Origin of the sequence: Phycicoccus sp. Soil803 (genome assembly GCF_001429685.1) — a bacterium.
Lineage (GTDB): Bacteria > Actinomycetota > Actinomycetes > Actinomycetales > Dermatophilaceae > Pedococcus.
This window is the reverse complement of record NZ_LMST01000001.1, coordinates 545,643-561,854: the sequence shown is the minus strand read 5'-3', so window position 1 is coordinate 561,854 and position 16,212 is coordinate 545,643. Positions and strand designations below refer to the sequence as shown.

Below are 16,212 nucleotides of genomic sequence, written 5' to 3'. Positions count from 1 at the left end.
CGTGGCTCAGAGGTTGACGGCGACGATCGCACCGACAGGTTCGCCGTGGCCCAGCACCGGGGAGTGCTCGAGCTGCTCGAGCGCCGCCGACTCGACCCCGAGGCGCCGCAGGGCGGCCGCGAGGATGACCGGCTTGGCCCGCGGGTAACCGTCGGCGACCTTGACGGCGACGCCGCGCCCGTCGGCCAGCCCCACGGCATACACCGACTCGGCGCCGTCCTTGGCGATCAGTCCGGGCGTCGCCTCGATGAGGGCCGTGACGTCGCGTCCAGTGCCGCCGAGGTATGCCGGGTTGCCCCGGATCGCGTCGGCGACCTCCGCTTCGTGCGTGCCCGGCTCCGCGGCGGCCATCCGGCCGAAGGCGCGCGCGAGACCGGCCAGGGTCACCGCCATGACGGGCGCACCACAGCCGTCGACCGCGACCGCCGTGATCTCGTCGCCAGTCAGCTCGGCCAGGGTCTGGGAGATGGCCTGCTGGAGCGGGTGTCCGGGGTCGCGGTAGGTGGCGGTGTCCCAGCCGTTGACGACGCAGGTCGCCAGCATGGCGGCGTGCTTGCCCGAGCAGTTCTGGGTGATCGGGAGCTTGCCGCCACCGGCGCGCAGCACCGCCTCACGGGCCTCCTCGTTCACGGGGTAGTCCGGGGTGTTCTGGAGCGCACCCTCGGTCAGCCCGGCGGAGGCGAGCATCTCGCGCACCGCGGCCACATGGAAGTCCTCGCCCGAGTGGCTGGCCGACGCGAGCGCGAGGTGGGCGGGCGGCATACGCAGGCCTGCGCGCACCATCGCCAGCGTCTGGATCGGCTTGTTGGACGACCGCGGGAAGATCGGGTCGTCGACGGCGCCGAGGGCGAGCAGGTGGCTCCCGTCCGGTGCGGTCGCGACCACGGAGGCACGGTGGGCCGACTCCACGAAGCCACCCCGCACGTAGTGCGCGAGGACCGGGGCCTGGTCGAGGGCGGGCGGGGTCAGGGTATGCGGCGTGCTCACCGTCCGAGCCTAGCCACCGCCCCACCCCACCTCCCCTGCCCCACCTTTATCGGGTCTAGGGACAAGGTTGACCTTCACCCCGGAACCGTTCCGGGGTGAAGGTCAACCTTCCGGGGTGGAGCAGGTCGCGCCGGGCAGGCAAACGGCCCCCTCCCGGTGCACGGGAGAGGGCCGAATGGCTGGGGGGCGAAGCGTCAGTCGCCGACCTTCTTGGCGGCAGCGGTGCTGGCCTTCTTGGTGGCGGTGGCGGTCTTCTTCGCGCTGGTGGTCGCGCCCTTGGTGGCCGACTTGGTCGCGGCAGCCGACTTCTTGGTGGTGGTCGCGGTGCGCTTGGCGGCGGTGCGGGTCGCGGCAGCGGACTTGGTGACGGTCGCGGTGGCCTCGGTGGCCTCCTCGACGACGGAGTCGGCGATGGCGTCGGCGACGACGACGGCCTGCTTGCGGCCGGTGGTCAGCGTGGCCTTGGCCGAGCGCTGGATGTCGGTGGCGGACTTGCGCACCGTGGTGACGGCACCCTTGCCCAGGGCGAAGGTGGCCTCGGCCTGCGCGAGCAGGTCCTTGGTCGACTTCTGGGTGCGGACGCGCTTGACGAGCTTCTCGCCACGGGCGGCGACGGTCTCGTAGGTCTCCTGCGCCTTGCCGGCGATCTCGAGGCCGCGGTTGAGGGCGAGAGCGGGGAGCTCCTGCGCCTGCTCGGCAGCCTCGGTCACGCGCGCCTGGGCCTTGGCCTGGAGCTTGGTGGCGTCGAGGTCGATGCGCACCGCGCTGGCCTTGACGCGCGCGTCGCGGACCTTCTCCACGGCGAGGTCGGTCAGGCCGACTGCGGCGAAGACGGGGGTGGTGTCGATGACGTTCTTGCGGATGTCGGCAACGAGTGCCATGTCAATCTCCTTGTGTGCGAGGGGTCTTGGTGGACTGCTTTGAACGTGACTGCGTGGTCGAACGCCGACGGGGCGGTGCAGCCTCGGTGCCCACGAACGAGTCGTAGATGTCGAGGAGCGCTGCCTTCTGACGGTCGGTGAGCTGTGGGTCGGCGCCGATGACGGCCCTGGTGTCGGGCGCTGCACCGTGCGAGGCCGAAGCATCGCCGTGCCGCTCGTCGAGGATCCCGGCCCGGACGTAGAGCGACTCCGCCGAGACCTCGAGGCCCTTGGCGAGCTGCTGGAGGATCTCGGCGCTGGGCTTCTTCAGGCCGCGCTCGATCTGGGACAGGTAGGGGTTGGACACACCGGCGAGCTCGGAGAGCTGGCGCAGCGAGAGCCGGGCGGACTGACGCTGCTCACGCAGGTAGTCACCCAGGTTGTTGCCGCCCAGCGGCCCCAACGGAATTCGGCTCATGCCCCCAGTGTGCTTGCTCTAGTTAGCAAAATGCAAACTGAAGGTAGCGTGAGGGTGGTCACACGGCATACATCCACCGCCAGCGGCGCGCCCCAGGCGTCCTTGGCGCGCCCCAGCGTTATCGGGTGACCCGATAAAGGGCGGCTTCACCCCGGAACCTTTGTCGGGTGAAGGCGACCCTTGTCCCTAGACCCGATAAAGGTGGGACGGTTGGCGGGGGTCAGCTGCGGTCCTTGACCCCGAGCATCGTGCGCGCGTCGGCGGTCGACATCGCCGGGCGCTGCATCACCTCGGCCAGGTGGGCCGCCCGCTCGACGAGCTGGGAGTTGTGCTCGACCGGCACCCCTCGGGCGTAGACGACGTTGTCCTCCATCCCGACCCGCAGGTGCCCACCCGCGGCGAGCGAGGCGGCGGCCACCGGGAGGTGGCTGCGGCCGATGCCCGTTGCCGACCAGGAGGTGACCTCCGGCGGCAGCATCGCGACGCCTGCGAGCAGCGCGGCGGGCGTACCCGGCATACCTCCGGGCACCCCGGTCACGAAGTCGACGTGCACCTTGCCCCCGAACGGCAGGCCGTGCGTGTCGACGAGCCGGGCCAGCGACGCCACGTGCCCCAGGTCGAACAGCTCGAACTCGGGCACGACCTCGCGCTCCTGCGCCTGGACGTAGAGGTCGGACATGAACCCGTAGGGGTTGAGGAAGACGTCGTCGCCGAAGTTGGTCGTGCCACAGGTGAGGCTGCACGAGTCGGGCTCGGCGTCGAGCACGGTCAACCGTTGGTCGAGCGGGTCGTGCACGCTGCCTCCGGTCGACAGCTGGATGATCAGCGAGGTCTGCTCGCGCAACGCATCCACCGCGGCCTTGAGGTACCCGTGGTCGAGCGTCGGGCGGTGCTCACCGTCACGGATGTGCAGGTGGATCATCGCGGCGCCGGCGGCCTCGCAGGAGACCGCAGTCTCGACCAGCTCGTCGAGGGTGGTCGGCAGCTGCGGGAAGTCCGCCTTGGCCAGCTCCGCGCCGGTGGGCGCGACGGTGATGAGGGTGCCGGCGACGGAGCCTTTCGAAAGAGCCATGGCCGACATCATGGCAGCCGCCCGCCGCCAGACGGACCGGGGTCAGCGCAGCTACGGAGCGACGACCACGACCTGGCTGGCGCTGACCCCGGCGACATCGAGGACCTCGTCGACGGGGGTGTTGCGCTTGACCAGTGCGAGACCGATCGGGCCGTCCTCGAAGTGCCGCGCCACGGAGGTCAGCTGGCCCACCGGCCGGTCTCCTGCCAGCACCGCAGACCCACGATCGGGGAGCGTGTGGCCGGAGCCGTCGAGGTGGAGGAACACCAGGCGCCGCGGCGGGCGTCCGAGGTTGTGCACCCGCGCGACGGTCTCCTGCCCGCGGTAGCAGCCCTTGTGCAGGTGCACGGCGGTGCGGAGCCAGTCGACCTCGTGGGCGATCGTGCGGTGGTCGGTCTCGAACCCGAGGCGAGGGCGCCAGGCCGCGACGCGCAGCGCCTCGCTGGCCCAGGTGCCGGCCAGGTCGCGGTCGCCGACCGCGTCGGCCAGCGCCGTGCGCGGCACCAGCACCTCGCGCCAGGCTCGCCCGAGCGCCGGGTGCCCTTCGACCGGTCCGTATGCCGCGGTGTCACCGACCAGGTCGGGCCACGGGTCGCGCCACGCGAGGGCCTCCCCCGGCTGGGACTCGGCCGCCGAGGGCTCACCGAGGACCGCCCAGTCGGACGTCACGTCGGCGACCTCGACCCGGAGCATGAACCGCATCGAGTTGAGCCAGGTCGTGAGCGCCGGGGACTGTCCCGACTCGGTGGTGATCCAGGTGGTCTCACCGTCGTCGACGAGGTGGAGGTCGTGCTCCACGTGACCCTTGGGTGTCAGCACCAAGGCCTCGCGCGACTCGCGAGCGGGCAGGCCGGTCAGCTGCTGGCTGGTGATCGAGTGCAACCACGAGAGCCGGTCGGGTCCGGTGACGGTGACGACTCCTCGGTGGGAGAGGTCGACGACCGCCAGCCCCTCGGTGATGAGGCGCTGCTCCCGGAGCGGATCGCCGTAGTGCGCCGCCACACCGGCGTCCGGGCCGTCACCCTCGACGGCGCCCGACCGGTCGAGCAGCGCGGACCGGACCACCTCGGGCGCACCCGGGTCGGTCGTCGTGCCTAGCGCGTCGCGCATGTGCTGCACTCTCCGTGGATCGCCATGTGTGTCACGTCAGCAACAAAGCCCGAGCCGGCCAGAACATTCCCCGCGAAGCCCTCGGCGTACTCCTTGGGGCACTCCTGGACGGTGCCGCAGGTCCGGCACACGAGGTGGATGTGGTCGGCGTGGTCGGCCAGGTGGTAGCTGGGCGCCCGGTGGTCGAGGTGCGTGTGACCGACGATCCCCAGCGACTCGAGGGCCTCCAGGGCGCGGTAGACGGTCGAGGGTGCGAGCGCCTGACCGCCGTCGCCGGCCACGCCCGCGACGACGTCCTCCGGGGTCGCGTGACCAAGTCGCGCCACGGCGTCGAGCACCCGCTGGCGCTGGGGCGTCATCCGACGTCCCTCTGCCCGCAACCGCTCGCCGACGTCCTGCACCACCCCAGAGTACGGTCCTGCGCCGATCCCACATCGGCGATACCTACACTGTCCGGGTGCCAGACCAACTCGAAGCCACCGAAGACGTCGCCCAGGACGAGCCGAGGAAACCGCACCGCCTGCGCCGGGCCCTGGCGATCACCCTGGCTCTGGTCCTGCTGCTGGTCGTCGGCGGGGCCGCGGCATACGTGCTCTTCCTGAACCACACGGTCAGCAAGAACGTGAAGCACGACGCACTCCTCCCGACGCCCGGTGTGGACGGTGCCTCCGACGCCCCGACCAAGAACCCCGCGGCCAAGGAGGCCCAGAACATCCTGGTCATCGGTTCGGACGCGCGCTCGGGACTGGCCGGCGCGCGGTCCGACGTCATCGTGCTCATGCACGTCGCCGACGACCGCAAGTCCGTCACGCTCGTGCACTTCCCGCGCGACCTCTGGGTCTCGGTGCCGGGGCACGGCAAGGACAAGATCAACGCGGCGTTCGCGTACGGCGGCTCACCCCTGCTCGTGCGGACGCTGCAGGACCTCGTCGGGGTGCCGATCGACCACGTCGCGCTCGTCGACTTCGAGGGCTTCAAGAACATGACCGACGCGGTCGGCGGCGTGAACGTCTACGCCGAGGAGGCCAGCAACAGCCGCGGGTACTCCTTCCACAAGGGGTACAACCAGATGGACGGTGCGGCCGCCCTGGCCTTCGTCCGGGAGCGCAAGCAGCTCAGCGAGGGCGACATCTCCCGGGGCCGGCGGCAGCAGGCCTTCATCAAGGCGCTGATGCTCAAGTCGCTGAGCAAGGACGTGCTGACCAACCCCGTGAAGCTGGCGCAGTTCGTCGACGCCGGCACGTCCAACCTCACCGTCGACAACGGGTTCAGCGTGGCCGACATGCGCAGCGAGGCGATCTCGATGCGCAACCTGCGTGGCAAGGACATCGCCTTCGTGACCGCCCCGTTCAGCGGGTTCGGCACGTCGCCGGGCGGCGCGTCGATCGACGTCGTGGACGAGGCGGGGATGAAGACGCTGGGCGAGGCGCTGCAGAACGACGCCATGGACACCTACAAGGACAAGACGCACACGCCGTAGCGCGGGTTCGGGCCTGGGGGGTTCAGGGCCTGGGGGTTCAGGGCCTGGCGAGCGCCCGCACGACGGCGGGCAGCGCGGCCATGATCTGCCCCGTCATCTCCTCGAAGACCTGGATGGGTCGGCGGTAGGGGTCGACCACGTCCGCATCGGCGTCGGCGAGCGGAGCACCCATGCCACGCTGCCCGGCGGCCAGCTTCACCACCCGCGCCACGTGGTCCCGGGCCTGCTCGCCTCCCTCGGCTCCCTGGCCCCCATCGCCCCGCAGCTCCTCGTCGGTCAGCCCGGCCACGAGGTGGGCCAACTCCCGGAAGGTGAAGGTGTAGCGGACCGCCTTGGGGTGCAGCGTCATCACCTTGCCGCGGTGGGCGCGGGTGGCGGTGAGCACGAGGTCCGCGTCGGCGACCATCGCGGTGGTGAGGTCGCGCGCGACGAAGCCGTCCGCGGCATACCCCTGCGCTTCCAGGAGCGTCCGGGCCTGGGGCTCCATGGGATGGCCCGCCATGGCTCCCGTGCCACCGCTGCCGACCTCGATCGCGCCACGACCCCACGAGCGGTCAAGCTCGGACTGGAGCGCGCGCTCGAGGAACGGCGAGCGGCAGATGTTGCCGGTGCAGACCGTCAGGACCCGCCCCGGGGTCGGCGCCATGGGCCGGACCTAGCCGACGCGCTTGAGCTCGGCCGAGAGGTGGCTCTGCAGGGGCTGGCCGACGGCGGCCATGTCCATGGCCCACATGAGGTTCGAGTTGACCAGGCCGTAGAGACGGCTCGCGGCGTTGTATTCCTTGGCGTGCGGGCTGCGCAGGACGCCATCGGTGCGCAGCTCGATCTTGGCCGGCTCGGCCTTGCCGTAGTAGAGCTCCACGATCCCGGTCGGGTGGGTCAGCAGCAGCTCGACCTCGCCGTCGTCGAACGGTCGCCAGAAACCCAGCTCGGTCGCCAGAGGGCGCACCTTCTCGCCGGCGTCGTCGAGCAGCCAGGTGCGACTGTGCCACTCGAGGAACGGCCGACCGTCGTGGGACACCACCAGCTCCTGGCCGAAGTTGGCCGACTCGATGGTGGGGTAGCCGACCACGCCGGCGCCCTCCCAGCGGCCGATCAGCCAGGCCAGGGGGGCGAGCTCGCGGGGGAGGTCGGGGTCGAGGGTGAACTGCATCAGCGGGGCGTCTTGACCAGGCGGTAGACGACGAATCCCGCGAACCAGGTGATCACCACGGCGGTCAGGGCCAGGAGGGAGATGTAGAACGTGTGCACCCGCCAGATCGTAGCCTGTGCGACATGACTGCCTCCCGCGCGCTCGTCGTCAAGGTCACCTGCGGCACCGAGTCGCTCGAACGACTCAACCAGGCCTTCACCGTCGCGGCGACCGCCGTCGCGAGCGGGGTGCGGGTCAGCCTGTGGCTCACGGGTGATGCCGCCTGGATGGGGGTGCCGGGCCGGGCCGAGGAGGTCGAGCTCGCCCACGCTGCCGACCTGGCCGACCTGCGCGACGCGGTCCTCGCCGGTGGGACGGTGACGGTGTGCGGGCAGTGCGCCGCCCGTCGGGACCTCACCGGGGCCGATCTCGTGGACGGGGTGGTGATCCGGGGGGCCGCAGCCTTCGTGGAGGAAGTCACCGCCGAGGGCGCCCAGGCCCTCGTCTACTGACCAGCGGGCGGGCGCCTGAGGGCCAAAGCCAGGGGTATGCCGCGTGCCACCTCCCCCGGACGTGTTGCCTTCTGGTGGTCACCAGACCCTCAGAACAGGGGTTCGTGACCACCAGGAGGCAACACGTCGGTCAGGGGGTGAACCAGGGGGAGGACACCACGGCGTAGGCCACCACGCCGATCAGGAGCGACGACGTGGCCGCCGCAGCCAGCTGGGCTCTCGGCATCGCGGTCGCGGGCAGGGGGGCCAGCACCCGTCGGGCCGCGTGGGAGATCGCCGCCGCGAGCAGTCCGAGCAGGGCCGCCGGACCGGTCAGCAGGTCACCGGCGAGCACCGCGACGACGACGGCCGCGCCTCCCCCCACGAGCATGGCGATGAACAGCGCCCACTGCCGCAGCCGGGGGATCGAGACGCAGGGGTCGGCCAGGGCGCCGACGCCCAGCCCGGCCATGGTGGCGGCGAGGGCGTGCTCACCCTGCAGGACGTGCGGGATCGGGGCGAGGGCGGTGCCGGCCGAGATGATCGCTAGTCCGGAGGTCACGGCGGCGACGGACTCGGTGAGACGCGGCCGCCCGTCACGGCGCATCAGCTGGTGGAGGAACCCCACGATCACGCTCACCGCGAGCGCGGCAGGCATCCACTCGAGGTAGGGGTCGTCCCGGGTCGCCAGGGCCGTGCCGGTCATCAGGACGGTGCCGATCGCGAGCACGGCGGTGGTCCCGCGCGGGCTGGGCAGGCTCAGCAGCAGCGGCCATCCCCAGGCCAGCACGAACCCGGCGAGCGCGACGGCCAGGGCGACGAACTGGGGGCTGGCGTAGCCGGTCAGCGCCACCAGTGCCGCGAAGGCGACGGTCGCCGCGATCGACAGCGGACGCGCCACCAGGGCGCGGCGCGGGAGGGCCGGCTTCACGGTCTGCGCGTGGGCTCGGCGCTCTCTCCGGGTCAGCGGGACGGCAGGGTTGGGAGCCTGCTCGGGGACGTCGGACACAAGGGGCATCCTCGCATCACCCCCCGGCGAAGGGAGGCAGGACCTCCAGCACCGACCCGTCCGGGAGGTCGTGGTCGCGGTGCGTCGCGCGCCCGTCGAGGAGCAGGGTGCTGACCGCGGTGACCGCCGACAGCCCGGGGTGCAAGCCGTCGACAGCGGCCACGGCGTCCGCGACGGTCCGGCAGCCCCGGACGACGTCGGACTCCACGCCTGCTGCGGCCCGGGCACCGGCCCAGTAACGGACCGTGACCAGGGCGCTGTCGTTCGCACGCGGCATACCCACGCTCCTCTCCCGGGACGGTTCCGACGGTGGGCCCCACCTTTGAGACAAGGGTCTCACCATGTGTCCACACCCCCCGCAGGGGCCCCACAGCCGTATCCTTTCAAGGCATGGCCCGTCTGCTGCTGCTGACCAACGCCTTGGCGCCGAGCGCCGAGGTGCTGCCAGCACTGGGCCTGCTGACCCACCAGGTGCGGATCATCCCCGCCGAGCCGACCGCGCTGGTCGACGCTCCACCGTGCGACGCGGTGCTGCTCGACGCCCGGCGCGACCTCGCGGTGGCCCGCTCGCTGTGTCGCGTCCTGCGCGCCACGGGCATGTCGGTGCCGCTGATCGCCATCCTCACCGAGGGTGGGCTGGCCGGCATCACGGCCGAGTGGGGCGTCGACGAGGTGCTGCTCGAGTCCGCCGGCCCGGCCGAGGTCGAGGCCCGGTTGCGGCTGGCCGCCGGTCGGCTCCAGGACAACCAGGAGCCCGAGGACGTCCAGATCACCTCGGGCGAGGTCACCATCGACGAGGCCACCTACTCGGCCCGGGTCCGGGGCCGGCTGCTCGACCTGACCTACAAGGAGTTCGAGCTCCTCAAGTACCTCGCCCAGCACCCGGGCCGCGTGTTCAGCCGCGCCCAGCTCCTCCAGGAGGTCTGGGGCTACGACTACTACGGCGGCACCCGCACCGTCGACGTGCACGTGCGCCGGCTGCGGGCCAAGCTCGGCTCCGAGCACGAGGTGCTGATCGGCACCGTGCGCAACGTCGGCTACCGCTTCGTCCCGGCCGAGGAAGCCCGCGCCGACGAGGTCGGCGCCGACGCCTGAAGTCGCACCGAAAGTCGTTTTCGAGCAACAGAAGGCGCCCCTCCCGTTTTCGGGAGGGGCGCCTTCTTGTTGCGGTGTATGCCGTGTGGCTACCGGATCAGAACGATCAGTTCTTGGTGATCCGGGTCTCGGCCACCGGGCTGTACGGCGAGTTCGCCTGCAGGTAGCTCGCGAAGGCGTCGATGTCGAGCCCACCGAAGAACCGGCCGGTGCCGTCCCGGAAGCCGGGGAGGCCGTCGCCACCGTCTGCGACGAAGTTGTTCGTCACGATCCGGTAGGTCGCCGTGTCGCTGATCGCGGTGCCGTTCAGCGTGACCGGGCCGAGGACCCGGCTGCCGGTGGCGTCGCTGTAGCTGTAGGCGAAGCCCTTGGACACCTGGAGGATGACCGGCCGGGCAATGGTGTTCGGCGACGACTTGGCGCCACCGTTCCACTGCTCGAGCAGGATCTCCTTGATCTGGGCGCCGGTCAGCGTCATCGAGACGAGGTAGTTGTTGAACGGCTGGACCGAGAACGCCTCCTCGTAGGTGACCGCACCGGGTGCCTCGCCCCACGGGGAGTTGGCATAGGTCAGGTTGGTGCGGATGCCGCCCGGGTTCATGAACGCGATCGTCGGGACGTCGCCGTTGGTCACGACCGACGGGTCGGCGAGCTGGGCGTCGGCGATGAGGTCGCCGAGCTTGGACTCGCCACCGGCGTTGGCGGCCGTGGTGATGTCGCCGCTGATGGTGCCCAGGACCCGGCTGGCGACCGGCGCGATGAGCTGCTTGTAGTCGGTGATGATCTTGGTCTGCGCGGCGTCCTTGAACTGCGCGTCACGGGTCACGATGACGTTGCTGCCCGCGACCGAGCTGCGCACGATGTCCTGGGTGCGCCGGTCGAAGGTCAGGTCGGTCTCGGTGACCAGCCGCCCGAAGGACGAGGCCGAGGTGACCAGGCGCGGCTGACCGGCCGGGTCGGGGATGCTGCACACGTAGGGGGTGTGCGTGTGCCCGCTGACGATCACGTCGATCTGCGGCGAGAGCTGCTGCGCGATCGGGATGATCGGGCTGGCCGGGACGTTCAGGCCGGAGCTGGTGCCCGTCGGGCAGGCGGAGTCGTACTTGTTCTCGAGCCCGCTGAGGTGGGCCGTGCTGGCGGTGCGCGCCGGCACCCCACCCTGGTGGATGAGGACGACGATGGCCTTGACGCCTTCGGCCTCGAGCTGCGGCACGAGCGCGTTCGCGGTCTGCACCTCATCGGTGAACTCCAGGCCCTCGATGCCCGACGCGGTCACGATGTTCGGGGTGTCCTTGAGCGTCATGCCGATGAAGCCGATCTTGGCCCCCTTGAAGTTCTTGACCCAGGTGGCGGGGAGGATCGTCTGGCCGGTCGCCTTGTACTTCACGTTGGCGGCCAGGATCGGGAAGTTCGCACCCGTGAAGGTCTTGCCACCGGGGCAGGAGTCCTGGTTCGCGGCACCGTTGCCGTCGGGCAGGCACCCGCCGTCGGCCAGTCGCTGGAGCTCCTTGTAGCCCTCGTCGAACTCGTGGTTGCCCACGGCCGTGACGTCGAGGCCGAGGCTGTTCATCGCCTCGATGCTGGGCTCGTCGTGGAAGGCGGCCGACAGCAGCGGGGACGCACCGACGATGTCACCAGCGGCGACGGTCGCGGTGTAGGGGTGACCCGCACGCAGGGCCTTCAGGTGCCCGGCGAGGTACTCCACGCCACCGGCGTTGACCGTCTGCGGCGTCGCGGTGTAGGTGACGACACCAGTGTTCGGGTTGGTCGTCGACGTCTCGGTGTAGGTGTCCGAGGTGATGATGCGACCGCTCGAGCCGGACGGCGGCTCGAGGTTGCCGTGGAAGTCGTTGAACGACAGGAGCTGGATGTCGATCAGGGGTCCACTGGAGGCGGCCTGTGAGCTGCCACCGGTGAACGCTGCGCCGGTGGCTGCCAGGGCGGCCACCGCCACGACGCTGGAGATGCGCCGAGTGCGGGAAGAGGTCATGGATGCGTCCTTGTGCGGGAGGAGATACCGGCGGTAACCGGATCCGTGCAGGCTAAACGCGGATCGGCCCGGAGGGAAGATGCATGGTCCAATGCTTTTCGTGCCGTTATCTCCCGTCCGCCTCGCCGACACCCTGACGTCCGCCGAGGTCGCCCGCGTCCGCGAGATCCAGGCCGCGGCGACCGCCGCCGACGGGCTCAGCCCGCTGTCCGAGCAGCCGCTCCTCTCCCTCGGCGCACCGAGCGGTCGGGTCCGTCACCTCCTCGGGTATGCCGCGGAGCGGCTCACCGGGTATGCCCAGCTGGACGGCCCCACCGGACCCGACGCCTCGGCCGAGCTCGTCGTCGACCCGGCCGCCCGGCGGCAGGGCACCGGACGCGCCCTTCTCGACGCCGTGTTCGAGGCCGCTCCCGAGGCCCGGCTCTGGGCGCACGGGCGCCTGCCCGCGGCTGAGGCCCTCGCAACGAGCGCCGGGCTGGCGGCGGTGCGCGAGCTGCACAAGATGGCCCGCCCCCTCGGAGCGGCCGACCTCGCACCGGCCGCATCCGCACTGCCCGAGGGCTTCACCGCGCGCGCCTTCGAGCCCGGTCGGGACGAGCAGGCCTGGCTGGCGACCAACGCGGCCGCCTTCGCCCACCACCCGGAGCAGGGCCGGCTGACCCTGGCCGACCTCGAGGAGCGGATGGCGCAGCCGTGGTTCGACGCGGCCGGCTTCATCCTGGTGGAGGCGGACGCGACCGTCCTCGACGCTGCAGGTATCTCTCCGATTGGAGGGATAGCTGCGCCGCGTGTCGCGGCCTTCCACTGGACCAAGGTCGACCCCGAGCAGCGCTCGTCCGTGGACCCGGCCCAAACAGCAGGTGAGGTGTACGTGGTCGGGGTGCACCCGGCATACCAAGGGCGTGGGCTCGGGCGCCCGGTGACGGCCCTCGGGCTGGCCCACCTGGCCGGGCTGGGGCTGCCCGAGGTGGTGCTCTACGTCGACGGCGACAACCAGGCGGCGATACGCACCTACACGGGGCTGGGTTTCCGCAGCATCATGGTGGACGTGATGTACGCGCAGGCTGTTTGATCCGCACCAGGCCCACCGAGCACCAGCTGTTCACCAAGCACCATCTGTTAACCCAGCACTGTCAGGATGACGGCATGACTGTGACGACCCACCCCACGGACGAGGGCGAGATCTTCGACGGCGACGACGCCGGCCACGAGATCTCGATCGCGAGCGCGCAGCCGCGGGCCTCCAACGGGCGCTTCATGCGCATCGTCCACGCGGCGGGTGGACAGGACGACAGCGGCCTCCCGGCAGACCGGTTCCTCGACCGCGAGATCTCGTGGCTGCAGTTCAACGAGCGGGTGCTCCAGCTCGCCGCCGATGACACGGTGCCGCTGCTGGAGCGGGCCCGGTTCCTCGCGATCTTCACGTCGAACCTCGACGAGTTCTTCATGGTCCGCGTCGCAGGTCTCAAGCGCCGCATCGCCACCGGTCTCGCGGTCCGGTCGGCCTCAGGGCTGGAGCCGCGCGAGGTGCTCGAGCAGATCTCGCTCGTCGCCCACGAGCTGCAGGCCATGCAGACGGCGGTCTACAAGGACCGGGTGCAGCCCGCGCTGGAGGACGAGGGGATCTCCATCGTCCGCTGGGACGAGCTGAGTGACGCCGAGCGCGCCCTGCACTCCGACCTCTTCGCCGAGCGGGTCTTCCCGGTGCTGACCCCGTTGGCCGTCGACCCGGCGCACCCGTTCCCCTACATCTCCGGCCTGTCGCTCAACCTCGCCGTGGTGCTGGTCAACCCCAAGACCGGCAAGGAGCACTTCGCCCGCGTCAAGGTGCCACCGCTGCTGCCGCGCCTGCTGCACATCGAGCCCGAGAGCGGCGAGCCGTCGACCTCCGACCTGTTCAACACCCGGTTCGTGCCGCTCGAGGACGTCATCGCCGCCCACCTCGACATGCTCTTCCCCGGCATGGAGGTGCAGGAGCACTTCACCTTCCGGGTCACCCGCAACGAGGACCTCGAGGTCGAGGAGGACGACGCCGAGAACCTCCTCACGGCCCTGGAGAAGGAGCTGACCCGCCGCCGGTTCGGCCCGCCGGTGCGCCTCGAGGTCGACGAGACCATCGACGACCACGTGCTCGACATGTTGGTGCGCGAGCTCGGTGTCAACGACAGCGAGGTCTACCGGCTCCCGGCCCCGCTCGACCTACGCGGCCTCAACCTCGTCGCCGACCTCGAGCGCTCCGACCTGAGGTACGCGCCGTTCCGCGGGCAGATGCACCCCGACCTCGCGCCCGCGGAGAGCTCCAAGCCCTCCGAGATCCTGCCGATCGTCCGCGACAAGGACGTGCTCCTCCAACACCCCTACGACTCGTTCTCGACGTCGGTGCAGGCGTTCATCGAGCAGGCTGCGGCCGACCCCAACGTGCTGGCGATCAAGCAGACCCTCTACCGCACGAGCGGCGACTCCCCCATCATCGACGCCCTCATCGACGCCGCCGAGTCGGGCAAGCAGGTGCTGGCGATCGTCGAGATCAAGGCGCGCTTCGACGAGAAGAACAACATCTCCTGGGCCCGCAAGCTGGAGCATGCTGGGGTCCACGTCGTCTACGGCATCGTCGGCCTCAAGACCCACGCCAAGCTCTGCATGGTGGTCCGCCAGGAGCAGGACGGCAGCCTGCGGCGCTACTGCCACATCGGCACCGGCAACTACAACGGCAAGACCGCCCGCCTCTACGAGGACTTCGGACTGCTGACCTCCGACCCCCAGGTGGGCGACGACCTCGCGCGGTTGTTCAACCAGCTCTCCGGCTTCGCCCCGCGCCAGAAGTTCAAGCGTCTGCTCGTCGCGCCCCGGTCCGTGCGCTCCGGTCTGCTCGAGCGGATCGACGCAGAGGTCGACCACGTCGAGGCCGGGCGCGGTGGACTCGTCCAGCTCAAGGTGAACTCGATCGTCGACGAGCAGCTCATCGACGCCCTCTACCGCGCCTCGCAGGCCGGGGTGCACGTGGACATCTGGGTCCGCGGCATCTGCGCCCTGCGACCGGGCGTGAAGGGGCTGTCCGACAACATCGAGGTCCACTCGGTGCTGGGGCGGTTCCTCGAGCACTCCCGCGTGTTCCTCTTCGGTGGCGGTGGCGAGCCCGAGGTCTACATCGGGAGCGCCGACATGATGCACCGCAACCTCGACCGCCGCGTCGAGGCGCTGGTGCGGATCGCCGACCCGAAGCACGTCGCCGACCTGCAGTCCCTGCTCGCCCGGGGGATGAGCAACGACTACGCCCACTGGCGACTGACCGGTGACGGTCGCTGGACCCGCGTGCACCTGGACGAGGACGGCGAGCCGCTCACCGACCTGCAGAGCGCGATGATCGAGATGCACGCCAAGCGCCGTCGCAAGGCCCGCCGGCGTTGACCGCGCCCATCCCTGCCGCGGGCACCGTCCCGTGGCGTCGGCGACGGGGCCAGCTCGAGGTCGCGCTGGTCCACCGTCCCAAGTACGACGACTGGTCGTGGGCCAAGGGCAAGCTCGACCCCGGCGAGGACTGGCCGGTCGCAGCGGTCCGGGAGACCCGCGAGGAGACGGCGCTCGCCGTCGGTCTGGGCCGGCCGCTGCCAGGGTCCGAGTACACCGTGCTCGACGGCGCGGGGCAGCCCGCCACCAAGGAGGTCCGCTACTGGGCAGCCGAGGCGACCAGCCCAGCCGGGCCGTTGGAGAACGAGATCGACGAGGTCCGCTGGCTCGACGTCATCGCCGCCTCCGACCGCCTCGACTACGCACGGGACCGCGACCAGCTCCGCGCCATCGTGCGCGCCGACAACGCCGGCACGCTGACCACCTGGCCACTCGCCCTGGTGCGCCACGCCCATGCCGTGGGGCGGGGGTCGTGGGCCGCTGACGACCAGAAGCGCCCCCTCGACGACGTCGGCCGCGCACGGGCCGCGGACATCGCGCCCCTGCTCGCGGCATACGGCATCCGGCGGCTGGTGAGCTCACCGTCGCTGCGCTGCGCCGACACCCTGCGCCCCTACGCGGCGCAGCTCGGCGCGCCCTTGCGGACCAAGGACGGCCTCAGTGAGGAGGGGTATGCCGCGGAGCCGGCTCGCGCCGCACACCACCTCGGGCGGTTGGTCGAGAGAGGCACCCCGGCGGCCATCTGCAGCCATGGCCCGGTGCTGCCGGAGCTGCTGATGGCGCTGCTGGCGCTGGTCGACCCCGACGAGCCCGAGGCCGACCTCGCGAGCGCCGTGCTGCGGGCCGCCGCCCGCGACAAGATGGGCAAGGGCGAGGTCCTCGTGGCCCACTTCGCGGGCAGCGGTGCACAGGCCAGGGTGGTCGCCGTCGAGCGCCACCTGCCCCCTTCCTGACCGGTCACTGACCAGTCGTTCACCCCCTGCATCCCGGGGGGTCGGTGCGGCGACGTCGAATGTCTGGCTGGTGTTCACCGCGCGTTCACCCTGCACGGGCCACTGCGTCACTCTCCCTGCCTACCTTCGGGGCGTCGGGTACGAATG

The 16,212-nt window shown here is 70.9% G+C and carries 17 protein-coding genes; 6 read left to right on the top strand and 11 right to left on the bottom strand.

Translation table 11 applies throughout. From position 1 onward, the window contains the following. Positions 1-6 precede the first annotated feature (6 nt). The 6 genes from ASG95_RS02660 to ASG95_RS02635 all read right to left on the bottom strand — a co-directional run bounded on the left by ASG95_RS02660 (position 7) and on the right by ASG95_RS02635 (position 4,908). Positions 7-987: an asparaginase gene (locus ASG95_RS02660; protein WP_057376466.1), complete on the bottom strand. Its 981-nt coding sequence runs from the start codon at positions 985-987 to the stop codon at positions 7-9. A gap of 194 nt (positions 988-1,181) precedes the next feature. Beyond that, the gene (locus tag ASG95_RS02655) at positions 1,182-1,868 is read right to left on the bottom strand and encodes a hypothetical protein (protein ID WP_057376465.1); all 687 of its coding nucleotides are present in this window, start codon (positions 1,866-1,868) and stop codon (positions 1,182-1,184) included. 1 nt (position 1,869) lies between these two features. Then, a complete protein-coding gene (locus tag ASG95_RS02650; protein ID WP_056922077.1) occupies positions 1,870-2,325 on the bottom strand; it encodes a helix-turn-helix transcriptional regulator in 456 nt (151 codons plus the stop codon). 220 nt (positions 2,326-2,545) lie between these two features. Continuing rightward, positions 2,546-3,397, bottom strand: coding sequence for a 3-keto-5-aminohexanoate cleavage protein (locus tag ASG95_RS02645; protein ID WP_057376464.1), 852 nt, complete (start codon positions 3,395-3,397; stop codon positions 2,546-2,548). Between the two features lie 51 nt (positions 3,398-3,448). Continuing rightward, positions 3,449-4,507, bottom strand: coding sequence for a folate-binding protein YgfZ (locus tag ASG95_RS02640; RefSeq protein ID WP_057376463.1), 1,059 nt, complete (start codon positions 4,505-4,507; stop codon positions 3,449-3,451). Next, positions 4,492-4,908, bottom strand: a complete 417-nt coding sequence (locus ASG95_RS02635) for a Fur family transcriptional regulator (protein ID WP_200961258.1) — start codon at positions 4,906-4,908, stop codon at positions 4,492-4,494. Before ASG95_RS02635 ends, ASG95_RS02640 begins: the two co-directional genes overlap by 16 nt. A gap of 56 nt (positions 4,909-4,964) precedes the next feature. Between ASG95_RS02635 and ASG95_RS02630 the strand changes: the two genes are divergently transcribed. Then, a complete protein-coding gene (locus tag ASG95_RS02630) occupies positions 4,965-5,987 on the top strand; it encodes an LCP family protein (RefSeq protein WP_057376462.1) in 1,023 nt (340 codons plus the stop codon). 37 nt (positions 5,988-6,024) lie between these two features. Here ASG95_RS02630 and ASG95_RS02625 read toward each other — a convergent pair whose 3' ends face one another. Both ASG95_RS02625 and ASG95_RS02620 read right to left on the bottom strand, forming a co-directional pair. Then, entirely contained in the window at positions 6,025-6,633 is a 609-nt protein-coding gene (locus tag ASG95_RS02625) for a low molecular weight phosphatase family protein (RefSeq protein WP_057376461.1), read from the bottom strand. A 9-nt stretch (positions 6,634-6,642) separates the two neighbouring features. Then, the gene (locus ASG95_RS02620) at positions 6,643-7,140 is read right to left on the bottom strand and encodes an FABP family protein (RefSeq protein WP_057376460.1); all 498 of its coding nucleotides are present in this window, start codon (positions 7,138-7,140) and stop codon (positions 6,643-6,645) included. Between the two features lie 122 nt (positions 7,141-7,262). Between ASG95_RS02620 and ASG95_RS02615 the strand changes: the two genes are divergently transcribed. Further along, positions 7,263-7,631 (top strand): DsrE family protein, encoded by a 369-nt coding sequence (locus ASG95_RS02615; protein WP_057376459.1) that lies wholly within the window; start codon positions 7,263-7,265, stop codon positions 7,629-7,631. A 130-nt stretch (positions 7,632-7,761) separates the two neighbouring features. Here the strand turns inward: ASG95_RS02615 and ASG95_RS02610 are convergent, their stop codons facing one another. Next, entirely contained in the window at positions 7,762-8,619 is an 858-nt protein-coding gene (locus tag ASG95_RS02610) for a hypothetical protein (protein ID WP_057376458.1), read from the bottom strand. 16 nt (positions 8,620-8,635) lie between these two features. Next, positions 8,636-8,896: a MoaD/ThiS family protein gene (locus ASG95_RS02605; protein ID WP_057376457.1), complete on the bottom strand. Its 261-nt coding sequence runs from the start codon at positions 8,894-8,896 to the stop codon at positions 8,636-8,638. A gap of 113 nt (positions 8,897-9,009) precedes the next feature. On the opposite strand from ASG95_RS02605, the gene ASG95_RS02600 reads away from it, so the two are divergent. Further along, a complete protein-coding gene (locus ASG95_RS02600) occupies positions 9,010-9,714 on the top strand; it encodes a response regulator transcription factor (protein ID WP_056922068.1) in 705 nt (234 codons plus the stop codon). A 106-nt stretch (positions 9,715-9,820) separates the two neighbouring features. On the opposite strand, the gene ASG95_RS02595 is transcribed toward ASG95_RS02600, so the two are convergent. Beyond that, the gene (locus ASG95_RS02595) at positions 9,821-11,704 is read right to left on the bottom strand and encodes a bifunctional UDP-sugar hydrolase/5'-nucleotidase (RefSeq protein ID WP_057376456.1); all 1,884 of its coding nucleotides are present in this window, start codon (positions 11,702-11,704) and stop codon (positions 9,821-9,823) included. Between the two features lie 100 nt (positions 11,705-11,804). Between ASG95_RS02595 and mshD the strand changes: the two genes are divergently transcribed. The 3 genes from mshD to ASG95_RS02580 all read left to right on the top strand — a co-directional run bounded on the left by mshD (position 11,805) and on the right by ASG95_RS02580 (position 16,065). Beyond that, the gene (mshD, locus tag ASG95_RS02590; protein ID WP_235543271.1) at positions 11,805-12,776 is read left to right on the top strand and encodes a mycothiol synthase; all 972 of its coding nucleotides are present in this window, start codon (positions 11,805-11,807) and stop codon (positions 12,774-12,776) included. 74 nt (positions 12,777-12,850) lie between these two features. Beyond that, a complete protein-coding gene (locus tag ASG95_RS02585; protein ID WP_082592270.1) occupies positions 12,851-15,112 on the top strand; it encodes an RNA degradosome polyphosphate kinase in 2,262 nt (753 codons plus the stop codon). Then, positions 15,109-16,065, top strand: coding sequence for an NUDIX hydrolase (locus ASG95_RS02580; protein ID WP_057376455.1), 957 nt, complete (start codon positions 15,109-15,111; stop codon positions 16,063-16,065). The genes ASG95_RS02585 and ASG95_RS02580 overlap by 4 nt, the downstream gene beginning before the upstream one ends. The last annotated feature ends 147 nt before the right edge of the window (positions 16,066-16,212 follow it).